The organism is Streptomyces sp. IBSBF 3136, assembly GCF_036815105.1.
Taxonomy (GTDB): domain Bacteria; phylum Actinomycetota; class Actinomycetes; order Streptomycetales; family Streptomycetaceae; genus Streptomyces.
This window is the reverse complement of the sequence record NZ_JAJSZC010000091.1, coordinates 6,617-28,914: the sequence shown is the minus strand read 5'-3', so window position 1 is coordinate 28,914 and position 22,298 is coordinate 6,617. Positions and strand designations below refer to the sequence as shown.

The following is a 22,298-nucleotide window of genomic DNA, read 5'->3' as shown; positions in this document are numbered from 1 at the left end:
GCCGTGGGCGGCGGGACGGGTCCCGGCGAGGGCGTCCGTGCGGCGTTCTGCCGCGCGGACGGGGGTCTGCCGGGGTCACGGGTCACGCCGCCCACGGCCGGGACCGGGACCGGCGGGCGACACTGCCCGCGGTACCGGGGCCGGGCCGGCGGCACCGTCGCCGTCGGCGGCGGGCCGCGGCCCCGCTCCCTCACGGTCCTCGACCGGACTGAGAGATCGCTGACGAGGGCCCGGCGGCCCCTCACACCTCCCGGTGCACGATGAACCGCCCGACGGCCAGCAGCTCGTCGCGCGCGTCGGCGTCCAGACCGGCCCCGCGCAGCGCGGCCTCGCCCAGGGCCATCCGGCGGACCGCCTCCGCCTGGGCCCAGTCGCGGCCGCCCGCGGCCTCGATCAGGTCGGCCGCGCGGCGCAGTTCGGCCTCGTCCGGCCGGCCGGGCGCGGCCAGCCAGGTGGCCAGCTCGACGCCGAGCGTGCCGCCCTGGTTGAGCGCGTGGGCGACCGGCAGGGACTTCTTGCGGGCGCGCAGGTCGGAGTGGACGGACTTGCCGGTGGCGGCGGGGTCCCCCCAGATGCCGAGGACGTCGTCGGTGAGCTGGAAGGCGAGGCCGACCTGTTCGCCGTAGAGCGCGAGGGCGTCCACGACGGGCCGGGGCGCGCCGGCCAGCAGCGCGCCGATCGCGGCGCTCGCCGACAGCAGCGCGCCGGTCTTGCCCGCGGCCATCTCCAGGCACTCCTCGACCGTCACGTGCTGGCGGGTCTCGAAGGCCATGTCCTGGACCTGGCCGTGGATCAGCCGGCGGGTGGTGCGGGCGAGCAGGCCGGCCGCGGCCGCCGCGGTGGGCAGCCCGCAGTCGAGCAGCACCTCCTGGGCGAGGGCCAGCAGCGCGTCACCGGTGAGGATGGCGCTGTTGGCGCCCCACAGCGACCAGACGGTACGGCGGTGGCGGCGCTCCTCGTCGCCGTCCATCAGGTCGTCGTGGAGCAGCGAGAAGTTGTGCACGAGTTCGACGGCGACGGCCCCGGGCAGCGCGGTCTCGGGGGGTGCGCCGACCGCCTGGGCCGACAGGAGGGCCAGCGCGGGGCGTACGGCCTTGCCGCCGTCGGCGGCGGTCGGCGCGCCGGCCGCGGTGATCCAGCCGAGGTGGTAGGCGGCCTGGTGGCGGGTCCTGCGGTCGAGCAGATCAAGGGCGGTGCGCAGCGCGGGCGTGGTGGCGTCGCGGCCGCGGTGCAGGCTGGCGGGGGTGACGGTCACGCCGCGGCCTCCGCTCGCCAGGGCTCGGTCGGGTCGTCGAAGATGGCGACGACCTTGCGCAGGATGCGCCGGTCGGCCGGGTCGAAGGCCGTCTTGGCGTGGATGGTGCCGAGCTGGTCCCACATGACGATGTCGCCGGGCTCCCAGGTGTGGGCGTAGGTCAGGGCGGGCGAGCCCGCGTAGCCCCACAGGTCCTGGAGGAGTTCCTTGCTGGCGGTGGGGTCGAGTTCGAGAATGCGCTTGGTGTTGAGGGAGTTGACGTAGACGGCCTGGCGGCCGGTGCGCGGGTTGCGGGCGATCAGCGGGTGGACGGTGGAGGTGCCGTCCTCGGGCAGGATCGCCGTGGCGGCGGGTCCGGTGCCGGGGCCGGGGCTCGCGATGGAGACCTCGCCCTGGTAGCTCTCCTCGATGGTCTCCTCGTAGCCGGAGCGCAGGGCGTGCCGGGCCCGGTAGGAGTGCAGCCGGCGGCGCAGGGGCGCGGGCAGGGAGTCGTAGACCCCGTACATGTCGGTGAACAGGGTCTGGCCGCCGCCGGAGACGGGCAGTTCGACGGCGGCGAGGAAGCCGATCCGGGAGACCCGGGGCCGGAAGGAGTAGTCGGTGTGCCAGTCCATCCAGCCGGCGTCGCCGACGCCGATCTTCCGTCCGTTCTCCACGATGTTGGAGATGATCAGGATCTCGTTGTGGTCGGGGCTGGCGCCGGTCGTGAGGCCGGTCTTCGGGATGTACCCGAAGCGGCGTCCGAAGCCGAGCAGTTCGTCGTTCGAGGGGTCCCGGTGGCCGCGGAAGACCAGCACGAGGTGCTGGTCGAGCGCGGCCCAGATCCGCTCGACGGTGGTGTCGTCGAGGTCCGGGGTGATGGCGGCGCCGTGCACGACGGCTCCGACCGCGGAGTCCGGTATCGGCGAGACGTCCATGGCCTTGCGTCCCCCTTCATGGTTGCTTCGTCGTTGTCGCGTGATCGCTGCGTTGCTGCGGGTCGCTCCGCTGGTGCGGGTCGCTTCGCTGCCGGCCGGCGCCGGTCAGTCGCTCAGTTCGAGGTGGGCGAGGTCTCCGGCCTCGCGCCAGGCGCGCAGGACGTTCAGGAACTCGACCGAGCCGCCGCCGTAGCTGCCGTTGAGGACGTGCAGGTCGCCGGGGCGGCCCTCGTTGTTGAACAGGCCCGGGGTGCAGGACTCGGCGTAGTCGAGGTTGCGGTTCGCGAGCCGGAGGATCTCCTCGACCCACTCCTTCTCACCCGTGGCGGAGACCTCCACCACGTGGCGGCCGCGGTCCCGGACGGCCTTGAGGACGTGGGCGACGTGCCTGCTCTGCTCGCCCAGCATGTACGGCACGTTGACGTGCAGCCCCGACTGGACCTTGGACAGCAGGAAACAATTGGGGAAACGATTCACCATCAGGCCGTGAAAGGTGCGCGCCCCGTCCGCCCAGCGCTCCGACAGCCGCACCCCGTCCCGGCCCACCACCTCGTAGCCGGCCCGGGTGGTGTACGGCACCGCGTACTCGGACTCGTAGCCCGAGGCGAGGACCAGGCAGTCGACCGGGTACTCCCGGCCGGCCGCGACCACCGCGTGTTCGGTGAGCCGCTCGATGCCGCGCCCCTCGGTGTCCACCAGGGTGACGTCGGGCCGGTTGAAGGTCTCCAGGTACCCGTCGTGGAAGCAGGGCCGCTTGCAGAACAGCCGGTAGTACGGCTTGAGGGCGGCCGCGGTGCGGGGGTCGCGGACGACGGCGTCGACCCGGGCGCGCAGCTCCTCCATCTTGCGGAAGTCGGCCCGTTCCACGGCGGCGGCCGCCTCGGCGGGATCGACGTCGCCGGCCCCGCCGGACTTCGGCAGGATCGCCGCGAGGCCGGCCGTGATCTCGGTCCAGCCGTCCGCCACCAGGTCCTGAGCCCGCACCACCCCGGAGGTCAGGTCGTGGAAGTTGTCCATGCGCCGCTGCTGCCAGCCCGGCCGCAGCCCCTTCACCCAGTCCGGGTCGGTCGGCCGGTTCCCCCGGGCGCCCACCGCGGGCGGAGTGCGCTGGAAGACGTACAGGTGCGCGGCCGCCTCGGCCAGGTGGGGGATCACCTGCACCGCCGTGGCGCCCGTCCCGACGATCCCGACCCGCTTGTCCCGCAGCGCCGCGAGGCTGCCGGGGACGCCGTCGCCGGTGTAGCCGTAGTCCCAGCGGGCGGCGTGGAAGGAGTGCCCGCGGAAGGTCTCAAGGCCCTCGACCGCGGGCAGTTTGGGCCGGTGCAGCGAGCCGATCGCCATGCACACGTACCGGGCCCGGAAGCGGTCGCCGCGGTCGGTGCGCACCTGCCAGTGCGAGGTGGTCTCGTCCCAGCGCAGCTCGGTGACGGAGGTTCCCAGGAGGGCGTCCCGGTAGAGGCCGTAGTGCCGGGCGACGGCCCGGCAGTGCGCGAGGATCTCGGCGCCGGTGACGTACTTCTCCGTGGGCACGGTGCCCAGTTCCTCGAGCAGCGGCATGTAGACGTAGCTCTCGATGTCGCACCTGAGGCCGGGGAACCGGTTCCAGTACCAGGTGCCGCCGACGTCGCCGGCCGCGTCGATCAGGCGGATCCGCTCGAATCCGCACGTCTCGCGCAGCCGTGCGCCCAGCAGCAGGCCGCCGATGCCGGCGCCGACGACGGCGACGTCGACCGTGTCGGTGACGGGGTCGCGGTCGGCCGGCGCGGCGCAGGGGTCGGCCGCGTAGCGGGACAGCTCGCCGCGCGCGGGCCGGTAGACACGGCCGGTGCCGGGCCGCAGGCGTTTGTCGCGCTCCTCGCGGTACCTGGCCCTCACCGTCTCGATGTCGACGGATTCGGTCGCGGGGCCGGCGGGGGCGTCTGCCCGGAAGCGTTCCACAGCGTCTCCTGCGTGGGGTGGACAGGGGAGGTGAGGTGGCGCCGTACGTCGTCGAACTGGTCGCGCAGCCGGGTGGCCGCGTCGGCGTTCGTGAAGAGGTAGAAGCGGTCGGAGCCCAGCGCGTCCCACACGGTCTCGGCGACCAGGTCGGCGCCGACGGTGGTGTCACCGGTCGCGTCGCGCGGGGCGGCGAGGCCGCGGACCAGCGGGGTGTCGACCCGTCCGGGGCACAGCACCGAGACCCGTACGGGGGTGCCGGCGAGGTCGGCCCGCAGGCTGCGGGCGACCGCCAGGTCGGCGTGCTTGGAGGCGGCGTAGGCGGCGCTGCCGCTGCCCACCGCGAACGCCGACATGGAGGCGGTGTGCACGAGGTGCGCGGGCCGGCCGCCCGCCAGCAGCCGCGGCACGAAGGCCCGGGCGACATGGACGTGCGCCCAGTGGTTCACCTCGAAGACCTCGCGCATCCGGGCCAGCGGCACGCTCCACAGCGGCATGCCGACCGGGCCGACGACACCGGCGTTGTTGCAGACCACGTCGACACCGCCGAGGGTGCCGTACGCCGTCTCGGCCAGCGCCTCCACCGCGTCCGGGTCGGTCAGGTCCACGGTCTCGGTGCGGACGTCCGCGCCACGGGCGGCGAGTTCGCCGGCCCGGCGGCGCAGGGCGTCGCCCTGGATGTCCGCCATGAGCACCTTGACTCCGGCCCGGGTGAGGCGGGCGGTGAGGGCGAGACCGATGCCGCTCGCCGCGCCGGTGACCACGGCCGTCCTGGGGTGTAAGTGCACGGGGTGTCCGTTCCTCGCATCCTGGGCGGATGCCGCCGGTGGTTCAGACGGGGTCGGGCAGTCTGAGGCTGATGGCGAAGATGGTCGCGGAGAAGACGGTCAGCAGGCCGAGGACGACGACCGCCGCATGTGCGTGGCCCATCGAGTCGCCCAGGGCGAGGTAGAGCGTGCCGCCCACGGTCGCGCCCAGGGCGGTGGCCGTCTGCTGGCTGGTGACCAGGACACCGCTGCCCATGCCGGCCTGCGCGGGCGGGACGTCGGCGAGGATCATCCGGAACAGGGTGGGCCCGATCAGGGCCTGCCCGACGCCGGTGAACGCCAGCACGGCCAGCACCAGGACCACCGGCACATGAGGCCAGGTGGTCCCGATCAGCAGCGCCATCAGCAGCAGACCGGCACCCTGGACGGTGGCCCCGAGGGTCACGATGCGCCGCCCGAGGGCCGCCGCGATCTTCGGGGTGAACAGCGCCACCACGAAGAAGGCGGAGGCGAACGGCGACAGCACCGCTCCGGAGCCCAGCCCGCCGAGACCGAAGTCGTCCTGCGCGACCAGAGCGTAGACGAACATGAAACTGCCGAATCCGATCGAGAACGGAACCATCGCGAGCAGTCCCCGACGCATTCCGGTGCGGGACAGCACCGACGGAGGCAGCAGCGGCGAACCGCCCGCGGCCTCCAGCCGCCGTTCCACCCGGACCAGCGCCACCACCGCCGCGGCGGCGACCACCGGCAGCGCCCACAGCCACACCGGCCAGCCCAGCGCCTGGCCCTCGACGATCACCAGCAGGACGCAGACCAGGGCCACCCCGAACAGCAGGGTGCCGGTCAGGTCGAAGCCCGGCCTGCGCTGCGCTCTGGTGTCCGGCATGTGCCGCACGGCGAGCAGCGCGGCCACGCCGACCGGCACGTTGATCAGGAACACCGAACGCCAGCCGGCCCCGGCGATGTCCAGCGACACCAGCAGTCCGCCGAGGATCTGGCCGGCCACCGCGGCGAGTCCCGCGGTCGCGCCGTACAGGCTGATGGCGCGGGCGCGGGCCTGGCCCTCGGTGGCCGCCTGGATCGTCGCGAGGACCTGCGGCACCAGCATGGCCGCGGCCGCGCCCTGGAGCAGCCGGGCCGCGACGAGGAAGCCGACGCCCGGGGCCAGCCCGCACAGCGCGGAGCTGAGGGTGAAGGCGACCAGGCCCCACACGAAGAGGCGGCGTCTGCCGTAGGCGTCGCCGAGGCGCCCGCCGAGGACCAGGCCGAGCGCGTAGGCGATGCCGTAGCCGGACACGACCAGTTCCAGCGCGGTCTCGCCGCCGTGCAGGTCGTGCCCGATCGTCGTCAGCGCCACATTGACGATGAAGAAGTCGACGATGGACAGCGCGAACCCGGTGAGCACCACGACCAGACCGGTCGTGGACAGGCCGGGTAAGGCGGGGGGTTGCTGCGGGGAGGGCGGCTCCTGGGTGCCGGGGGCGCCGGTGGGGGGTGCTTCGCGATGAGTCATCTATTCAACCGCACTGGGAGTTCCGGTGATCTTGGACATGATCCCCTTGGAGGGGTCCTTCGCCGATTCCGTCCACGGCGTCAGCGCGTTGTAACCGCGCTCCGCCGCCGCCGGCTGGACGCGGGTGTCCATCGACATCCGCATGACGGGCGGGGAGGACAGGTTCGGGACCGACTTGTGGCAGGTGTAGGCGTGCATGAACAGGACGTCGCCCGGCTCCATGGCCGAGTGCAGCAACGTCTCGTCCGCGCCCATGAGTTCGGTGGGGATGCCGCGCACCGGGTGACCGAACCGGCGGAAGGACTCGTGCACGACGTGCTCGCGCGGGCCCTGCCGGTGGCTGCCGTCCGCGAGCGCGACCCCGCCGGAGTCCTTGGTGGTCGCGACCAGTGGTATCCACACCGGCCGGAAGTCCTTGTTGGGGCCTATGTAGAACCCGTCCTGGTGGAACGGCGTCAGATGGGCGAACGACGGCCGGTCGGCGCCCGCCGCCGAGGGGTAGTAGCGGATGGTGGTCGAGCGGAAGACGAAGACCGGCTCGCCGAAGACCCGCTCGAACACCTCCAGGGTCGAGGGGTGGTTCCAGAAGTCGTCGTACTTGACGTACTTGTGCATCGCCACCTCGTCGACCTCCTCGAAGGAGTCGATGGCGACGTCGTCCAGGGTGGCCTTCGGGTCGGCCGCGCCCAGCGCGACCAGGCCCTCCAGCATCTGCTCCGCCGTGTTCCGGACGAGGTCGCGGTCGAGGACGCCGCGCAGATACAGGTAGCCGTGCTCCTCGAAGAAGCCGTCGAGTGCCTCCCGGTCGTCGAGCAGAGGCGTGCAGTCCGTGTATTCGCCGGTCACGTACGTCATTGGGTTCCCGTCCTTGTGGCATGGGCCGAGTGACATGGTGCGGGTGACAGGGGCCGTCCGTCCGGCCTGGCGCGGGTGGCATCCGCCGGCCGGCGTGGTGCGAGTCGCTTGGTCCGAAGGCGCGCTCCGTGGTTCCGCGCCCGGCGCGCGGGCAGCCCGGCGGTGGCGCCGGCGGTCCGCTGCGCGGGGCGGCCCGCCGGCGCGCGCCGGGGCGGCGGCCGCCGCCCGGAGGCGGACGGCCGGCCCGCCCCCGAGGGGAGGGGAAGGGATCGTGGGGCAGGGGCGCCCGCTCGTCAGAGGGTGGCGCCGACCAGCAGGGCGAGGTCGATGAGACGGTTGGAGTAACCCCATTCGTTGTCGTACCAGCCGACGACCTTGACCTGACCGTCGGTCACCCGGGTGAGTCCGGCGTCGAAGACGCAGGACGCGGGGTCTCCGACGATGTCGGTGCTGACCAGGGGCGCCTCGCTGTACGACAGCAGGCCCTTGTAGGCGCCGGCCGCGGCCGCCGCGTACGCCTCGTTGACCTCCTCGACGGAGGTGCGCCGGCCGGGGGTCACCGTGAGGTCGGTGACCGAGCCGGTGGGCACCGGCACCCGCAGGGCGAACGCGTCGAGTTTGCCGGCCAGTTCGGGCAGCACCAGGCCGATGGCCTTGGCGGCGCCGCTGGAGGTGGGCACGATGTTCAGGCCCGCGGCACGCGCCCGGCGCAGGTCCTTGTGCGGGGCGTCCTGGAGGTTCTGGTCCTGGGTGTAGGCGTGGACGGTGGTCATCATGCCCGCCTCGATGCCCACGCTCTCGTGCAGCACCTTGGCCAGCACCGCGAGACAGTTGGTGGTGCAGGAGGCGTTGGAGATGATCGTGTGCCGCTCCGGGTCGTAGGCGTCCTCGTTGACACCGAGCACGACCGTGAGGTCCTCACCGCTGGCCGGGGCCGCGATGACGACCTTCTTCGCACCGCCGTCGAGGTGGGCGCGGGCCCGGGCGGCGTCGGTGAAGATGCCGGTGGACTCGATCACGAGGTCGACGCCGAGGTCGCCCCAGGGCAGGGCCCCGGGGTCCCGCTCGGCGAGCACCTTGACCGTCCGGCTGCCCACGCGGATCGCGCCCGGCTCGGCGGCGATCTCCTCGGGGAACCGGCCCAGGATCGAGTCGTAGGCCAGCAGGTGGGCCATCGTGTCGACGTCACCGAGGTCGTTGACGGCGACGATCTCCAGCTCCGAGCCACGCGCGGCCACCGCACGGAAGACGTTGCGGCCGATGCGCCCGAAGCCGTTGATACCGATGCGCACAGTCATTGATGTGTCCCTCACCTTGCGCTTCTGGGGTGGTTGACGCGCCGTTGCGCCGAGGTGCGATGCCGGACACACATCACCGCGGGGCGGGGACGTGGTGCATCACGACCTTATATAAGCATGCGATACATTTCCAGGGTGACCTCTCCTCAGAACCTCGACCGGGCGGCGGACTTGGACGTCGGCGACCTCACCAGGGCGATCGAGAACTTCAACCGCTTCTACATCCGGCTCCCCTCCGTGCAGAAGCTGTCCTTCACGACGCTGTCGGTGCTGGACACGCTGGCCTTCCGCGGCCCCACGCGACTGACCGACCTGGTCCGCACCGAACAGATGAGCCAGCCGGGAGTCACCCAGCTGGTGACCCGGCTCGAACGGGACGGACTCGTCGAACGCCGCCCCGACCCGACCGACGGCCGTGCCGTCCTCGTGCACCTCACCGAGGAGGGGCGCACGGTCGGGCAGTTGAGGCACCAGGACCGGGGCCGTCATATGGCGCCCCTGATGGCCGAGTTGACGGCGGAGGAACGGCAGACCCTCGCCGCGGCCCTCCCGGTCCTCGCCCGGCTCGCCGAACTCGGCATGCGGGCAAGGCAGTAGGGACACACCTCCCCCGCGCCCCGCGCGCCCGGGGCCGCTCACGCATGCCCCCGCGGCGACGCCCGGAGCAGTGCTCAGCCCTCCGGGTCCGGGGGCCACTCCCGCGTCTCGCGCGGCGCCTCCTCCCGCGCGGCCGCCCGCGCCTCGGTACGGTGCCCGCGCGCGATGTAGTCCCGGACGACGAGTTCCACGGCGTCCTGCGGACTGCTCACCCCGGCGAGCACCATGACCTCCACGACGAGCTGCGCGTCGAGTGAGACCGTCACCTTGGCCATGCCCGGACGCTAGCACCCACGGCCCCGCGCCCACCGCCGAGCCGCAAGGAACGCGCCACCCGGGGGCCTCCTCACCTGCCCGGCCGGGCGCCGGAGGTGACCGTTCGGTGTCCGGGGGGCGCCCGTTCGGCGCCTGGACGGCACACCTTCGGTGTCCGGGCGGAACCCGGGATATCCGTTCGCGCCCGACGCGCGGCCGACCTACCCTCGGCCCATGAACAGGCCTCTCGTCGCGCTGCTCAGTGGCGCGGGCATCTCCACCGACTCCGGGATCCCCGACTACCGCGGTCCTGCCGGGTTGTGGCGCAAGGATCCCGAGGCCGAGAAGCTCGTGACCTACGCCTACTACATGGACGATCCGGAGATCCGCCGGCGCTCGTGGCAGATGCGGCGGGCCAACCGGGCGCTGCGGCCCCGGCCGAACGCGGCGCACCGGGCCGTCGCCGGGCTGGAGCGGTCCGGGGTGCCCGTGCGGGTGATCACGCAGAACGTGGACGGGCTGCACCAGGAGGCCGGCATGCCGGAGCGCAAGGTGCTGGAACTGCACGGCAGCGCGCGCGGGGTCGTCTGCACCCGGTGTCACGTCCGGGGCTCGATGGAGGACGCCCTCGCCCGGGTCGACGCCGGGGAGGACGATCCGCCCTGTCTCGAATGCGGCGGCATCCTGAAGTCCGCCACGGTGATGTTCGGTGAGGCGCTCGACCCCGTGGTGCTCGGCGAGGCGGTGGCCGTCACCAAGGCGTGCCAGGTGTTCATCGCCGTCGGCAGCAGCCTCCAGGTCCAGCCCGCCGCCGGTCTGGTCGGCGTCGCCGCGGATCACGGGGCCCGGCTGACCATCGTCAACGCCGAACCCACGCCGTACGACGATCTCGCCGACGAGGTGGTCCGGGAGCCCATCGGCACCGCCCTGCCGAAGCTGCTGGCGCGCCTGTCGGCGTGAGCGGCCGGGGGCGGTGCCCCGGTGGAAGCGTGAGCGGTCCGGGGGCGGCGTCCGGAACGGGGTCCGCCAGGAAGTCTGGACCGAGGGCTAGAACAGGGCCGCTCCCCGCTCCCCCCGTTCGAAGTCCAGCAGGCGCCGCTTGCGCTCCAGGCCGCCGCCGTAGCCGGTGAGGGAGCCGCCCGCGCCGATGACCCGGTGGCAGGGCACGATGATGCCGATCGGGTTCCGGCCGTTGGCGAGCCCGACCGCCCGGGACGCCCCGGGACTGCCCAGGGCGCCGGCGAGTTCGCCGTAGGAGCGGGTCTCGCCGTACGGGATGTGGGTCAACTGGTCCCACACCCTGCGCTGGAACGGGGTTCCGTGCATCCGCAGTTCGACGGTGAATTCGGTCAACTCGCCCTTGAAATAAGCCGCCAGCTGTTCCTCGACCTCGGCGAACGGGGTGCCGTCGGGCGAGCCGAAGGTCTCCTCCCCGGGACGGTGCCGCTGGCCGGTCATGTAGAGACCGCACAGGACGCCGTCGTCGGCGACGAGGGTGAGGGGCCCGTAGGGGCTGTCGATGACGGTGTGCTGCTTCATCGGGGGAAGTTCCTTACGCGGGGAGGAAGTTGATCGGGTGGCTGTCGGTCGCCCACAGGTACTGCACCGCGTAAGCGCGCCAGGGGCGCCATGTCTCGGCGTGTGCGGTGAGCGCGCCCGGCGTGGCGGGCAGGCCCAGGGTGCGGGCGGCTCGCCGGACCCCCAGGTCGGTGGCGAGGAAGGCGTCGGGGTCGCCGAGGGCGCGCATGGCGATGACGTCGGCCGTCCAGGGCCCGAACCCGGGCAGGTCGAGCAGCCGGGCGCGGGTCTCGGCCCGGTCGGCCTCGACGCCGAGCTGGAGGCGGCCGTCGGCGAGCGCGCCGACCAGGGTGGTGAAGGTGGTGCGCCGGGTGCGGGGCATCGCCAGGCTCGCGGGGTCGACCGCGGCCAGCGCCTCGGGGTCCGGGAACAGATGGGTGAGCCCGCCCTCGGGGTCGTCCAGCGGTTTGCCGTGGGCGGCGACCAGACGGGCGGCGTGGGTGCGCGCGGCCGCCGTCGACACCTGCTGCCCGAGCACGGCCCGCACGGCGAACTCGGCCTCGTCGACCGTGCGCGGCACCCGGCGGCCCGGCGCCCGGTCCACCAGCGGCGCGAGCACCGGGTCCGCGCGCAGCCGGTCGTCCACGGCCACCGGGTCGGCGTCCAGGTCGAGCATGCGCCGGCAGCGGCTGGTGGCCACCGTCAGATCGCGCAGGTCGCTGAGGGTCAGCCGGCAGGCGATGTGGTCGGGGCGGGGCGCGAGGGCGACGATGCCGTGCCCGTACGGCAGTCGCAGGGTGCGCCGGTAGGCGCCGTCCCGCCACTCCTCCACCCCCGGTACGGCCGTGGCGGCCAGGTGCCCGAAGAGGTTGTCGGGGTTGAGCGGGGCCCGGAACGGAAGCCGCAGCGTGAGGGTCCCCGGGGTGCCGGCGGCCCGGCTCCTGGGCACCCTGGCGCGCAGTTCGCTCGGGGACAGGGCGAAGACCTCGCGGACGGTGTCGTTGAAGGCGCGGATGGAGGCGAATCCGGCCGCGAAGGCGATCTCCGACATCGGCAGCGGGGTCGTCTCCACGAGCAGTCGCGCGGTCTGGGCGCGCTGGGCCCGGGCCAGCGCCAGGGGCCCGGCCCCCAGTTCGGCGAGCAGCTGGCGCTCCACCTGCCGGGCGCTGTAGCCGAGCCGGGCGGCGAGCCCGGGCACGCCCTCGCGGTCCACGACACCGTCGGCGATCAGCCGCATGGCGCGGGCCACCAGATCGGCCCGCCGGTTCCACTCCGGGGAACCGGGGCTGGTGTCGGGGCGGCAGCGCTTGCAGGCCCGGAACCCGGCCTGCTGGCAGGCCGCGGCACTCGGGTAGAAGGTCATGTTCCGCGGCTTGGGCGGAACCACCGGGCAGCTGGGCCGGCAGTAGATGCGGGTGGTGAGGACGGCCGTGAAGAACCACCCGTCGAACCGCGCGTCCTTGGACTGCACGGCCCGCACGCAGTGTTCCCGGTCGAAGTGCGTCCCTGTCTGCATGGGTCCAGAATCGTCCACCGCGCGGGTCGCCCGCTGGCGAGAATCCGACATCTGCCTGGCGGTGACCAGGGGCCGCCGCCGGTCCCCCACGCTACCTCGTCCGGGCTCGCCGGCCCGGCGCCCCCGGCGGTCCGGCTGCCGCTCCCGGGGATCACCGGCACCGCCGGACCCGCGCCCCGTGGCTACCATGCCGCCATGGGCCACCCAGCCGACTCCCCCGCGTCCGGCGGCGCCGACGCGCACCGGCAGGGCGGGGCCCCGGCCCGGATGTGGCCGCTGTACGCCGCCGGCTTCACCACCGCGTTCGGCGCGCACGGCGTCGCCGCGAGCCTCGGGGCGCGCTCGGCCGACGCGGTCACCTCGCTGCTGGTCCTCGGCGGGCTGCTCGCGCTCTACGACGGCGCCGAGGTGCTGCTGAAGCCGGTGTTCGGCACGCTGGCCGACCGGGTGGGGGCGCGCCCGGTGCTGCTGGGCGGGCTGGTCGCGTTCGCCGTCGCCTCCGCGCTGTACGCGGTCGCGGGCGGGCCGGGCCTGCTGTGGGCGGCCCGCCTCGGTCAGGGCGCCGCGGCCGCGGCGTTCTCCCCCGCCGCCTCCGCGCTGGTGGCCCGGCTCAACCCGGGCGCGCGGCACGGCAGGGCGTTCGGCGGTTACGGCTTCTCCAAGTCCCTCGGCTACACGCTCGGTCCGCTGCTCGGCGGGCTGCTGGTGTGGGCGGGCGGGCTGCGGTTGCTGTTCGCGGTGCTGGCGGTGCTGGCCGCCGCGGTGACGCTCTGGGCGGCGGTGGCGGTGCCCCGGGTGCCGCCGCTCCCCCGGCCGCGGGGGACCCTGCTGGACCTCGGGCGGCGGCTGGCGGACCCGGGCTTCCTGGTGCCGACGGCCGCGCTCGCGGGGGCGACGGCCGCGCTCTCGGCCGGGGTGGGGTTCCTGCCGGTGTCCGGGGCGGCGGCGGGCCTGGGCACGGTCGCCACGGGGGCGGCGGTCTCCCTGCTGGCCGCCTGCGGGGCGGTGGTCCAGCCGTGGGCCGGGCGGGCGCTGGACGCCGGGCGCCTCGGCGTCCGCGCCGGTCTCGTCCGCGGGCTGCTGCTCGCGGCGGCGGGGGCGGCCGCCGCGATGCTGCCGGGGCTCACCGGGGTCCTGCTCGCCGCCGCCCTGATCGGCACCGGTACCGGCCTGGTGACCCCGCTGGGCTTCGCGGCGCTGGCCTCGGCCACGCCTCGGGCACGGCTCGGGCAGACCATGGGCGCGGCCGAGGTGGGCCGCGAACTGGGCGACGCGGGCGGCCCGTTGGTGGTGGCGGTGGTCGCCTCCGCGGCGACCCTGACGTACGGGTACGCGGCACTCGCCGTGCTGCTGGCCGTGGGGCCCGCCGCCGCCGTGGCCGCGGCCCTCAGGGACAGGCGTAGGTGAAGCCGCCCGTCGCCTCCACCGGGGTGCGCCGGCCGGCGACGCGGAGGCGGGCGGTGCCCCGGAAGCGGCCCGGGCCGCGGACCGTCCAGCGCAGGTGCACCCGGACCCGGCGCTCACCGCGGCGGGCCAGGTGGACCAGCTCGCCGGAGTCCTTGCCGTCCCCGCGCAGCCAGCGGTAGGTGACCGGGCCGCCGCGTCCGTCGGTGGTGACGACTCCGACCAGGTCGGCCGTCCCCCCGCAGTGCAGCACGCCGGCGGGGGCCCGGACCCGGACGGCGACGACCGCGGGCGCGGGGTCCGGGCGCAGCAGCAGCCACAGCAGGACGGCGGCGACCGCCAGTACGGCGGCGGTGACGAGCCCGCCCCGGCGGCGCCGCGTCCGCTCCGGGGCGGGGACCGCTTCCGCGGTGCGCCACCTGGCGCGCGGCGCCTCCCGCTCGGCCACGGGGACCCCCGGCCCGAACCTGAGCAGGATCTCGCCGGACTCCTCCCCGTCCCGCACGGGAGCGGAGGAGGGACGGTTCCGCTTGCCGAGCACGGTGGCCCGGGCGTCCTGGCCGCCCACGGGACGTTCCCCGCGCGCGGCGCCGGTGGGCTGCCGGGTGGCATCGGCAGCGGCCGTGGCTCGCCCGGCCGGTTCGCCGGGCCGGATCCGGTCCCCGGGCGCGGTGGGCTGCGCGGCGGGGATCGTCGTGGGTGGTGCCGGGGTGCGGTCCGGCACCGGGCCGGTGCGGGCGGGGCCGGCGACGGCGGACGCCACCGGTGCCTTGTGCGGCTCGGTGGGGTGCGACGGCGTCGGGGGCGCCACGGCCGGGGGCACCTGCGGCGGCCGCCGGGGCGCGGTGGAGTGCGACGGCGGGGGCGCCACGGCCGCGGGTACCTGCGGCGTCCGCCGGGACTCGGTGGAGCGCGACGGCGTCGGAGGCGCCAGGGCCGCCGGCACCTCCGGCGGCCGCCGGGACTCGGTGGAGCGCGGCGTCGGGGGCGCCACGGCCGCCGGCACCTGCGGTGTGTGTGGGAGTGCGAATTCCGGGGTCGATGCGGCCGCTGCCGCCCGGAGCGCCGTACGGCGCAGGAAGTCGGAGGGGAGGTCCGCCCGCCCGGACAGGAGGGCGGCCCTGGCCGCCGCGAGACCCTGCGATTCGGCGGTGGTGGCGCAGTGGGCGAACAGCTCGGCCGCCGGGGTCGCGGGGTCCGCCCAGGCGGCTGCGAGGGTGCGGGCCAGGGCGGCCCAGGCGGCCGTGTCGGCTGCCTGGAACGCGGGTTGCGGCGCGCCCGCGTCACCCACAACCGTGACCGCACCGGGCTCGTCCCGCGAGGCCGCGGCCGGTTCCGCCTCGCCCCCCAGGACCGTGGCCAGGCCCGTCTCGGTCAGCAGGGCGGTTCCGTTCGGTGCGAGTACGACCGTCGCCGGGGCGAGCGAGCCGTGGGCCAGGCCGGCCCGGTGCAGGGCCAGCAGGGTCTGCGCGGTCTCGTTGAGGACGCTCGCCACGCTGCCCGCGTCGGGGCCGGGGTCGCCGGCGGACAGGACGTCGGCGAGCGTGGGGGCCGGCGGGCGGTCCGTGAGCAGCCAGACCTCGTCGGCCTCGGCCACCAGATCGAGCGTGCCGACCGCACCGGGCAGCCGGAGCCGCGCCGTGGCGAGCACGGCCGCGGCCAGGCGCTCGCGCGTGCCCTCGGGCACGAGCAGGGCGCGGTCGACCCTGAGCGCGCCGAGGGCCCGCTCGCCCGGCCGGGCGGGGAGCAGGGCGTACCGGGTGCCCAGGGGCGTCTTGCGTGACCAGCCGGACAGGGGCCGCCCGGCCACCGCGGTGGCTGTCTTCATGTGGGTCCGTTCTCGTCGCGGCGGGCGCTCAGCACGGGGGTGCGTCCAGGGAGGCCGTCTGCGGGCCGTTCGCGGCCGCCGGATCGCTGCTGAGGGTGACGTCCCAGGTGCCCCGGCAGGGATGGTTGGAGAAATCGGCCTCGAAGGTCAGGTCGTAGCGGGTGCTCCCGGACAGCGGCCGGCTCTGCGAGCCGTACGGGTCGGCGGGCGTGTCGACGTAGTAGTCGGCGGTGACCGTCAGCGGTCCGGTGCCCGTCGTCCCGACGGTGACCGCGGCGACGAGCGTGCCCGGTTTCTGCCCGCGCCGCCAGGAGCCGATGACGATGGTGACCGTGCCGGGGGTGGCCGCGACCGGCGACGCGGTGGGGGGCGGCGCGGCCGGTGCGGTCGGTGCGGTCGGGTCCGTGGACGGTGTGGCCGCGGCGGACGGCCCGTCGGAGGGCGTGCCGGTGGGCGAGTCCTCCGCCGTGGGCGGGGCGGTGGCCGGCGGGCCGGAGGCCGGGGGCGTGGACGAGGCGCCCGGGCCTGTCGGGGAGGCGACGGGTGAGGGGGTGGAACTCGCCACCGTAGTGGACGTGTCGTGCGGCCGGCCGGAGGCGTACGTCGCTCCGCCCGCGACGACCGCGAGCGCGGCCACCCCGCCGGTGGCCAGCCGCCATCCGCCGCCGCGCAGGCGGCCCAGCAGGGTCAGCGCCCGGGCCGGGCCTTCCAGCGTGGTGGTCGTGGTGAACGGGAACAACAGGGCGAGCAGGGCGGCGAGTTCGGCCAACCGGCGGCGGCCGCGCTCTTCCCAGCCGGCGCCGTACGCCTCGGTGGCGCGGCGTTCGAGGTCGGTGAGGAACGCCTCGACGCCGGGCCGGTCGGCCGGGTCCTTGGCCAGGCCGGCGCGCAGCAGTCCGCGCACCGGTGCGGGTACGTCGTCCAGCGGGGCCGGTGCCCGCAGGTGCTGCAGGCGCAGCGCGGCCGGGTCGTCGGCGGGGAACGGCCGCCGCCCGGTCAGGCACTCGAAGAACACCACGGACGCGGCGTAGACGTCGGCGGCGGGGCCGGCGGGCCGGTCCTCCCACTGCTCCGGGGCCATGTAGGCGGGGGTGCCCGCGGCCGTGGTCTCCCGGCCGCCGCGCACGGCGATGCCGAAGTCGGCCAGCGCGCTGGTGCCGTCGGCGCGGACGAGGACGTTCTCCGGTTTGTAGTCGCGGTGCACCACGCCGGCCGTGTGGGCCGCGCCCAGGCCCAGCAGGGAGCCCTTGAGGAGGACGAGCGCGGCCTCGGGGCCGGTCGGGCCGTGCCGGCGCAGCAGGTGGCGCAGGCTGACGCCGTCCACCGCCTCCATCACGATCGCGGCACCGGCGCGCGCCTCGACGTACTCGTACAGGCGGACCACGCACGGGTGCCGCAGTTCGCCGAGCAGCCGGGCCTCGGCGCGGAAGCGGGCGAGGAAGTCCCGGTCGGTGCGCAGGCGTTCGCTCAGGTACTTGACGGCGACGGGGGCGGCGGTCGGGGTGTGCCGGGCGAGGACGACCCGGCCGCCGGCGCCCTCGCCGAGGGTGCGTACGGCCGTGTACCCGGGTACGGCCCAGCCGTCGCCGGTGTCCGCCGCGGGTGGCGTTCCGTGCGTCATGCCGTGCCCTCCAGGGGTGCGGGCGTCCCGGCGCCGGGCAGGTCCCTCGGGTGCCGTCGGCGCCGGGTCCTTCGCCGCAGTGCGCGCACCGGCGCCGCCCACACGGGGAAGGCGACCAGGGCGACCACGGCCGCCTCGACCGCGGTGGTCCACGGCCCGGGCAGCCGGCCCTGGAGCAGGTCGCCGATCCGCGAGCGCCAGGCCAGCAGGGCGAGGCCCAGGAAGCCGTAGGTGCCGACGACGACCGCGAGGCCGTAGGCGGCCATGCCCGCCTGCCGGGGTCCGGGCCGCCGGTCGGCGCGCAGGTCCCGCCACAGGCCCGTGCGGAAGTAGGCGCTCGCCTCCTCGCGCAGCCGGGGCACCCGCAGCGCGTCGGTCAGCGCCTGGTAACCGTCCAGCGGCATCAGGGGGTTGAAGTTGTAGAGGGTGTTCAGGTAGAGGCCGAAGGCCAGGTGGTAGAGGACGGCACCGGCGGGTCCGGCGGGCAGCAGGGCTGCGCCGGTCGCGCACCAGCCGGCCAGTGCCGCCGTGGACAGCGGCCCGGACAGCGCGACCACGACCCGGGACCAGCGGGTGCCGAACCACATGTCGCTGGTGTCCACGAACGCGAACGGCATCCCCATCATCAGCAGGAACCCGCCCCGTCTGACCTTGCGGCCGTACGACTTGACGGCGAGCGCGTGCGTCAGCTCGTGCACGAGCAGGGCGGTGACGTATCCGGCGACCAGCAGGACCGGGCCGAGGGCGCCCGCTCCGCCGAAGTCGAGCAGGCGGTGGTGGCCGCGGGCGGTGAGGAACGCGACGAGGCCGCCGGCCACCGACAGCCAGGCGAGCAGCACCCCGGTGCGGGTGAACAGCCGCCAGCCGAAGGCCCGGTAGAGCCGGCTCACCAGCCGGTCGAGGCCGGGGACGGACACCTCCAGTCTCAGCAGCGTCCGGTACAGCGCGCGTGCCGCCCGGCGCCAGCCCGCGGGCCGTTCCTCCTCCGGCCGGCCGGGCAGGCCGCGCAGCAGCCCGGCGTCCGCGAACGCGGCCAGCGCGGACTCGATGCGGGGCAGGGCCAGTTCGCCGTACCGGTCGGCGTAGGCGAACAGCAGGTCCCGCACGGTGTTCTCGCCATCGACGGCGTGCCACAGGAAGACCTGGCGCTCGTCCAGCTCCAGATAGCGTCCGGTGCGGCTGCCGCTGAGCACCCAGCGGGGGGCGCCGCGTCCGGTGGGGACCTGCTTGAGGGCCCAGCCCGAGCGGCGGCGGGGGCGCGCGGTGAGCGGGCCGTGCGCTTCCGGTGCCTCCTCCGGTCCGGCGGGCGGCAGTTGGGTCTGCTGGGTGCCGACGACCATGGTGCGGGAGCCGATCCGGGCGTCCCGGGGCTGCTCGAACACCAGGCGGACGTCGCCGACGCAGAGTTCGGCGCCGTCGGCCAGCCGGACCGCGCCGCCGTGCAGGTCGACGTCGCCGACCGCGGTGCCGTTGAAGGAGTCGAGGTCCTCGATCCGGAAGCCGTCAGCGGTGCGGACGACGCGGGCGTGGCGGCGCGAGACGCTGCCGTCGGACAGGACGAGGTCGTTGTCCTCGCCGCGGCCCAGGGTGGTGACCTGCCCGGTCAGCTCGACGGTCAGCGCGGGGTCGTCGAGGCCGCGCAGCCTGGGCGCGGCGTACGCGGTCGGCGCGGCACCCCGGCGCGGGGTGCCGCAGTGCAGGCAGTACGGGAAGTCGCGCCGCACGTGGACGCGGCAGACGTGGCAGAGCATGCGGTGGCTCAGCCCCCGCCGGAACCACTGCGGAACGTACCGTCGTGGAAGCCGCCGCCGGTCTCGGGCGCGGCGGGCGAGAGGTGGGTGGCGATGCCGCCGGTGCCGGGCGCGCCGATGCCGCCGCGCAGGGCCGTCCCCGCACGGTCGAACGAGCCCTCACGGCCATCGCCGCCGGGCAGTCCCCCGCCGCTGGGCCGCCGGCCGTTCTCCGGGTCACCGCCGTCACCGCCACCGGTGCCGCCGTCGTCACCCCCGCCGGGTGTACCGCCGCCGCTGGGCCGCCGGCCGTTCTCCGGGTCACCGCCGCCACCGCCGTCGCCGCCGCCGTCACCGCCACCGCCCGGCTCACCGCCACCGCCGCTCGGGCGCCGGCCGTTCTCCGGGTCACCGCCACCACCGCCGTCGCCGCCGCCGTCACCGCCACCGCCCGGCTCACCGCCACCGCCACTGGGCCGCCGCCCGTTCTCGGGGTCACCGCCGCCGTCGCCACCGCCTCCGCCGTCACCCCCGCCGCTGCCGCCGCCGTCACCACCGCCCTCGCCGCCACCGCCGCCGCTCGGGCGCCGGCCGTTCTCCGGGTCACCGCCACCGTCACCACCGCCGCTGCCGCCGTCACCACCGCCGCCCTCACCGCCACCGCCGCCGTCGCCGCCACCGCTGTCGCCGTCGCGGTCGTAGATGCCGCCGTGGCCGAGGTGACCGGCATCCCCGCCGCCGTCGCCACCGCCGAAGCCACCGTGACCGCCGAGGCCGCCGAACCCACCGGAACCGGCACCACCGTCGCCGAACCCACCGGAACCGGCACCACCGTCGCCGAACCCACCGGAACCGGCGCCTCCGTCGCCGAAGCCACCGCCGCCCAGGCCACCGTCGCCGAGGCCGCCGGTGCCGTGACCTCCCTCGCCGAACCCGCCGAAGTCGCCCCCGGCGCCGCCGAACCCACCGTCTTCACCACCACCGAACCCGCCGAACCCCCCACCGGGACCCCCGAGTCCGCCGTCACCACCGGCGCCGAAGTCCCCGAACCCGCCGTCGCCGCCGCCACCGAAGCCGCCGAGGCCGCCCTCCGGGCCTCCGCCGGCATGACCGCCGAGACCGCCGAGGTCGGTGCCCGGGCCCTCGTGGCCGTGCTCGCCGAACCCGCCGAAGTCTCCGAAGTCCCCGAATCCGCCGGACTCCCCCGACCCGCCGCTCACTTCGGCCGGGGACCCGTTCAGCAGGGCGCCGCCGAGCAGGCTGCGGGAGCCTGCCGCCGCCGCGTCGGCGTGGCCGGCCGCCTCGGGGTCGGCGACCGGGGCGTGCGGGTCGGTCCCGTGTCCGGCGGGGCCGGCGTCACCGGGCCCGGGGTCGGGCGAGGGCGCGCCCGCCGCATGAGCCGCCGGGGCGTCGTGCGCGCCTGCCACCCCGTGGTCCGCCGGGACGGCCTGGCCGGCCGCGTCGTCATGGTGGGCCGTGATGTCGTGGTGGGCCAGCGCGTGGGCCGCGCTGCCGAAGAACAGGGACGACTTGGACAGCCGTGGGTCGAGCGCGGCCGGCCCCGCGTCGGTGCCGGACTCGACGCGCAGGGAGCGGAGCGCGGTGACCTGGTCGGGGGTCAGGCCGAGTCTTCGTGCCACCTCCCCAAGGTCGCCGTCGAGTTCGGCCCGGAAGCCGGGGTCCACGGCCAGCCTGGTCAGGGCAGCACGATAGGCGTCGTCGGTCATGGTGGGTCTCCGTCGGTCTGCGGGCGGTGATGCCGATCGCGGCGGAGCCGAGGATCCCCCTGGCCCGGCGGCACATGCCCTTTCCGGCCATCCCCGCCGATACCTGCAGGACACTTATAGAGCCACGGCATGACCGGCGCAAGAGCGGCGAACAGGGTCGAACGGCGTCCGGGCCGCCCCGGCCGCGCGCCACACCCACCGAAAAGATCAGGCCAACGGCCAGTCGGCACCCGGCCGACCGGTCGAACGGCCTTCCGTCTCGCGCGTCCCGCCGGTGGACGGTCGCCTCAGTGCCGCTGCTCGTGCCGGAATCGGGCGATCCACTCCGAGGTCGCCCGCAGCCCGCCGAAGGTGTAGAAGTGCACCTTCAGCTCGCCGTGCCGCGCCGGGTCGTGGTCCCGAGCGAGCGTGTGCAGGAAGCGGTCGGGCCCGGCCGTGCCCACGGGGTTGGCCAGCGAGAAGCCGTACTTGCGGACGATGGCGGCGCTGGTGCCGACGCCGAACCGGGTGGCGTAGGACACCGGCCTGCGCGCGCCGGCCGGGCCGGGCACGCCGACCCGGATCGGCAGCCGGACGCCCCGGGCGCGGACGTCCGCCACCCAGCGGAGCACCGCCTCGGCGTCGAAGCCGAACTGGGTGATGACGTCGCCCGCCGGCCGGTCGGCGCCGAGGGCCGCCGGCGGGTGGAGATGTGCGGGACGGGTACGAAGTCCGAGCCGTTTGACGCCGGGCCTCTGTTCCCCGACCCCGGATTCACCGCCATCGGGGTCGATGCGCCTTATCGCCGGGGTCCGCTCCGAACTCCCCGTTCTGCGTGATCGAGTTCCTGAGTATTTTCCGGGGCCGCTTGTAGTCAATTCTGACTACAAGCGCAGACGCTAGATCTATCTCGGGTTCGACTTGATTTGACGACGCCGTGACATGAGGGGAGCATAGGTACTGCCCCGCTTTGTGTGTCGTGGCGACTTCGAAGGCCAACCGGGCGGGATCCAAGTGCAGCGAGCAGTCTTCTTCTCTGAATAAGTCGCCCACCCAATGCGTGGACTGACCTTGTGTAGCTGCCCGCGACGGAAAAATGGAAGCTCAAAAAAGAGGTTCTGACGGTCGGCCCTGCGCCCAGATGGCCGGACTCCCCTTTCCATCATTCCGACGCATGAATCCCTGAAAGCGACAGTAGACACAATTTGTGTCGGGAGAGAGGAGCAGGCTCGTGCGGAAACGCCAGAAGCAGCAGATTGCGACCGCGATAGCGTCGGCGGCAATGGTGGGAGGAATTCTCACCATTGGTACGCCTGCCTCGGCGGCGCCCGCACCGACGGGCACAGTCTCAGCAGCTCAGGTGCACGTCGGCAACGGTACACAGGCACACCGCCTGCTCCCGGACAAGCCGTGCAAGCACAACTGCAACAAGAAGCCCGGGAACACCCAGGGCGGTACGCAGGGTGGCGGCACCGGCAACACCCAGGGCGGTACGCAGGGTGGCGGCACCGGCAACACCCAAGGTGGCACGCAGGGTGGCGGCACCGGCAACACCCAGGGCGGCACGCAGGGTGGCGGCA

The 22,298-nt window shown here is 74.9% G+C and carries 19 protein-coding genes; 5 read left to right on the top strand and 14 right to left on the bottom strand.

Features of this window, described 5'->3' with window-relative positions; all coding sequences use genetic code 11:
- Positions 1–241: 241 nt before the first annotated feature.
- The 7 genes from V7E45_RS20515 to gap form a co-directional block, all read right to left on the bottom strand.
- Positions 242–1,255, bottom strand: coding sequence for a polyprenyl synthetase family protein (locus tag V7E45_RS20515; RefSeq protein WP_333775651.1), 1,014 nt, complete (start codon positions 1,253–1,255; stop codon positions 242–244).
- A complete protein-coding gene (gene ptlD / locus V7E45_RS20510) occupies positions 1,252–2,172 on the bottom strand; it encodes a neopentalenolactone/pentalenolactone F synthase (RefSeq protein ID WP_333775650.1) in 921 nt (306 codons plus the stop codon). Before ptlD ends, V7E45_RS20515 begins: the two co-directional genes overlap by 4 nt.
- Before the next feature lie 105 nt (positions 2,173–2,277).
- A complete protein-coding gene (gene ptlE / locus V7E45_RS20505; protein ID WP_333775649.1) occupies positions 2,278–4,110 on the bottom strand; it encodes a neopentalenolactone/pentalenolactone D synthase in 1,833 nt (610 codons plus the stop codon).
- Complete coding sequence (gene ptlF, locus V7E45_RS20500) at positions 4,044–4,895, bottom strand: 1-deoxy-11-beta-hydroxypentalenate dehydrogenase (protein WP_333775648.1); 852 nt, start codon at positions 4,893–4,895, stop codon at positions 4,044–4,046. The genes ptlE and ptlF overlap by 67 nt, the downstream gene beginning before the upstream one ends.
- A gap of 43 nt (positions 4,896–4,938) precedes the next feature.
- Positions 4,939–6,390 carry an MFS transporter gene (locus tag V7E45_RS20495; protein ID WP_333775647.1) on the bottom strand — a complete coding sequence of 484 codons (1,452 nt, stop codon included), beginning with the start codon at positions 6,388–6,390 and terminating at the stop codon, positions 4,939–4,941.
- Positions 6,391–7,245, bottom strand: a complete 855-nt coding sequence (gene ptlH, locus V7E45_RS20490; protein ID WP_333775646.1) for a 1-deoxypentalenic acid 11-beta-hydroxylase — start codon at positions 7,243–7,245, stop codon at positions 6,391–6,393. It abuts the gene before it with no gap.
- Between the two features lie 293 nt (positions 7,246–7,538).
- Positions 7,539–8,543, bottom strand: a complete 1,005-nt coding sequence (gene gap, locus V7E45_RS20485; protein WP_333775645.1) for a type I glyceraldehyde-3-phosphate dehydrogenase — start codon at positions 8,541–8,543, stop codon at positions 7,539–7,541.
- A 135-nt stretch (positions 8,544–8,678) separates the two neighbouring features.
- Between gap and V7E45_RS20480 the strand changes: the two genes are divergently transcribed.
- The gene (locus V7E45_RS20480) at positions 8,679–9,140 is read left to right on the top strand and encodes a MarR family winged helix-turn-helix transcriptional regulator (RefSeq protein WP_333775644.1); all 462 of its coding nucleotides are present in this window, start codon (positions 8,679–8,681) and stop codon (positions 9,138–9,140) included.
- Positions 9,141–9,214: 74 nt separating this feature from the next.
- Here V7E45_RS20480 and V7E45_RS20475 read toward each other — a convergent pair whose 3' ends face one another.
- Entirely contained in the window at positions 9,215–9,415 is a 201-nt protein-coding gene (locus tag V7E45_RS20475) for a type II toxin-antitoxin system VapB family antitoxin (RefSeq protein ID WP_333775643.1), read from the bottom strand.
- Positions 9,416–9,629: 214 nt separating this feature from the next.
- Between V7E45_RS20475 and V7E45_RS20470 the strand changes: the two genes are divergently transcribed.
- The gene (locus V7E45_RS20470) at positions 9,630–10,355 is read left to right on the top strand and encodes an SIR2 family NAD-dependent protein deacylase (RefSeq protein ID WP_333775642.1); all 726 of its coding nucleotides are present in this window, start codon (positions 9,630–9,632) and stop codon (positions 10,353–10,355) included.
- A gap of 87 nt (positions 10,356–10,442) precedes the next feature.
- Here the strand turns inward: V7E45_RS20470 and V7E45_RS20465 are convergent, their stop codons facing one another.
- Together V7E45_RS20465 and V7E45_RS20460 are read right to left on the bottom strand one after the other, a co-directional pair.
- On the bottom strand, positions 10,443–10,934 hold the full coding sequence (locus V7E45_RS20465) for a methylated-DNA--[protein]-cysteine S-methyltransferase (protein WP_333775641.1): 492 nt from the start codon (positions 10,932–10,934) through the stop codon (positions 10,443–10,445).
- A gap of 13 nt (positions 10,935–10,947) precedes the next feature.
- Complete coding sequence (locus V7E45_RS20460) at positions 10,948–12,429, bottom strand: AlkA N-terminal domain-containing protein (RefSeq protein WP_333775640.1); 1,482 nt, start codon at positions 12,427–12,429, stop codon at positions 10,948–10,950.
- A gap of 267 nt (positions 12,430–12,696) precedes the next feature.
- Between V7E45_RS20460 and V7E45_RS20455 the strand changes: the two genes are divergently transcribed.
- On the top strand, positions 12,697–13,836 hold the full coding sequence (locus tag V7E45_RS20455; protein WP_333775652.1) for an MFS transporter: 1,140 nt from the start codon (positions 12,697–12,699) through the stop codon (positions 13,834–13,836).
- Here V7E45_RS20455 and V7E45_RS20450 read toward each other — a convergent pair.
- From V7E45_RS20450 to V7E45_RS20440, 3 genes are read right to left on the bottom strand one after another with little or no spacing between them, the layout of a single operon-like run.
- Positions 13,817–15,661: a hypothetical protein gene (locus tag V7E45_RS20450; protein ID WP_333775639.1), complete on the bottom strand. Its 1,845-nt coding sequence runs from the start codon at positions 15,659–15,661 to the stop codon at positions 13,817–13,819. The two genes, V7E45_RS20455 and V7E45_RS20450, sit on opposite strands and share 20 nt — an antisense overlap.
- Positions 15,662–15,689: 28 nt before the next feature.
- On the bottom strand, positions 15,690–17,282 hold the full coding sequence (locus tag V7E45_RS20445) for a serine/threonine-protein kinase (protein ID WP_333775638.1): 1,593 nt from the start codon (positions 17,280–17,282) through the stop codon (positions 15,690–15,692).
- Positions 17,279–19,033, bottom strand: coding sequence for an FHA domain-containing protein (locus V7E45_RS20440; protein ID WP_333775637.1), 1,755 nt, complete (start codon positions 19,031–19,033; stop codon positions 17,279–17,281). Before V7E45_RS20440 ends, V7E45_RS20445 begins: the two co-directional genes overlap by 4 nt.
- A gap of 44 nt (positions 19,034–19,077) precedes the next feature.
- Between V7E45_RS20440 and V7E45_RS20435 the strand changes: the two genes are divergently transcribed.
- Positions 19,078–20,769 (top strand): hypothetical protein, encoded by a 1,692-nt coding sequence (locus V7E45_RS20435; protein ID WP_333775636.1) that lies wholly within the window; start codon positions 19,078–19,080, stop codon positions 20,767–20,769.
- Between the two features lie 257 nt (positions 20,770–21,026).
- Here V7E45_RS20435 and V7E45_RS20430 read toward each other — a convergent pair whose 3' ends face one another.
- Positions 21,027–21,350: a hypothetical protein gene (locus tag V7E45_RS20430; RefSeq protein ID WP_333775635.1), complete on the bottom strand. Its 324-nt coding sequence runs from the start codon at positions 21,348–21,350 to the stop codon at positions 21,027–21,029.
- 728 nt (positions 21,351–22,078) lie between these two features.
- Between V7E45_RS20430 and V7E45_RS20425 the strand changes: the two genes are divergently transcribed.
- Positions 22,079–22,298 (top strand): hypothetical protein (locus V7E45_RS20425; protein WP_333775634.1); only part of this gene is annotated, 220 nt, incomplete at its 3' end.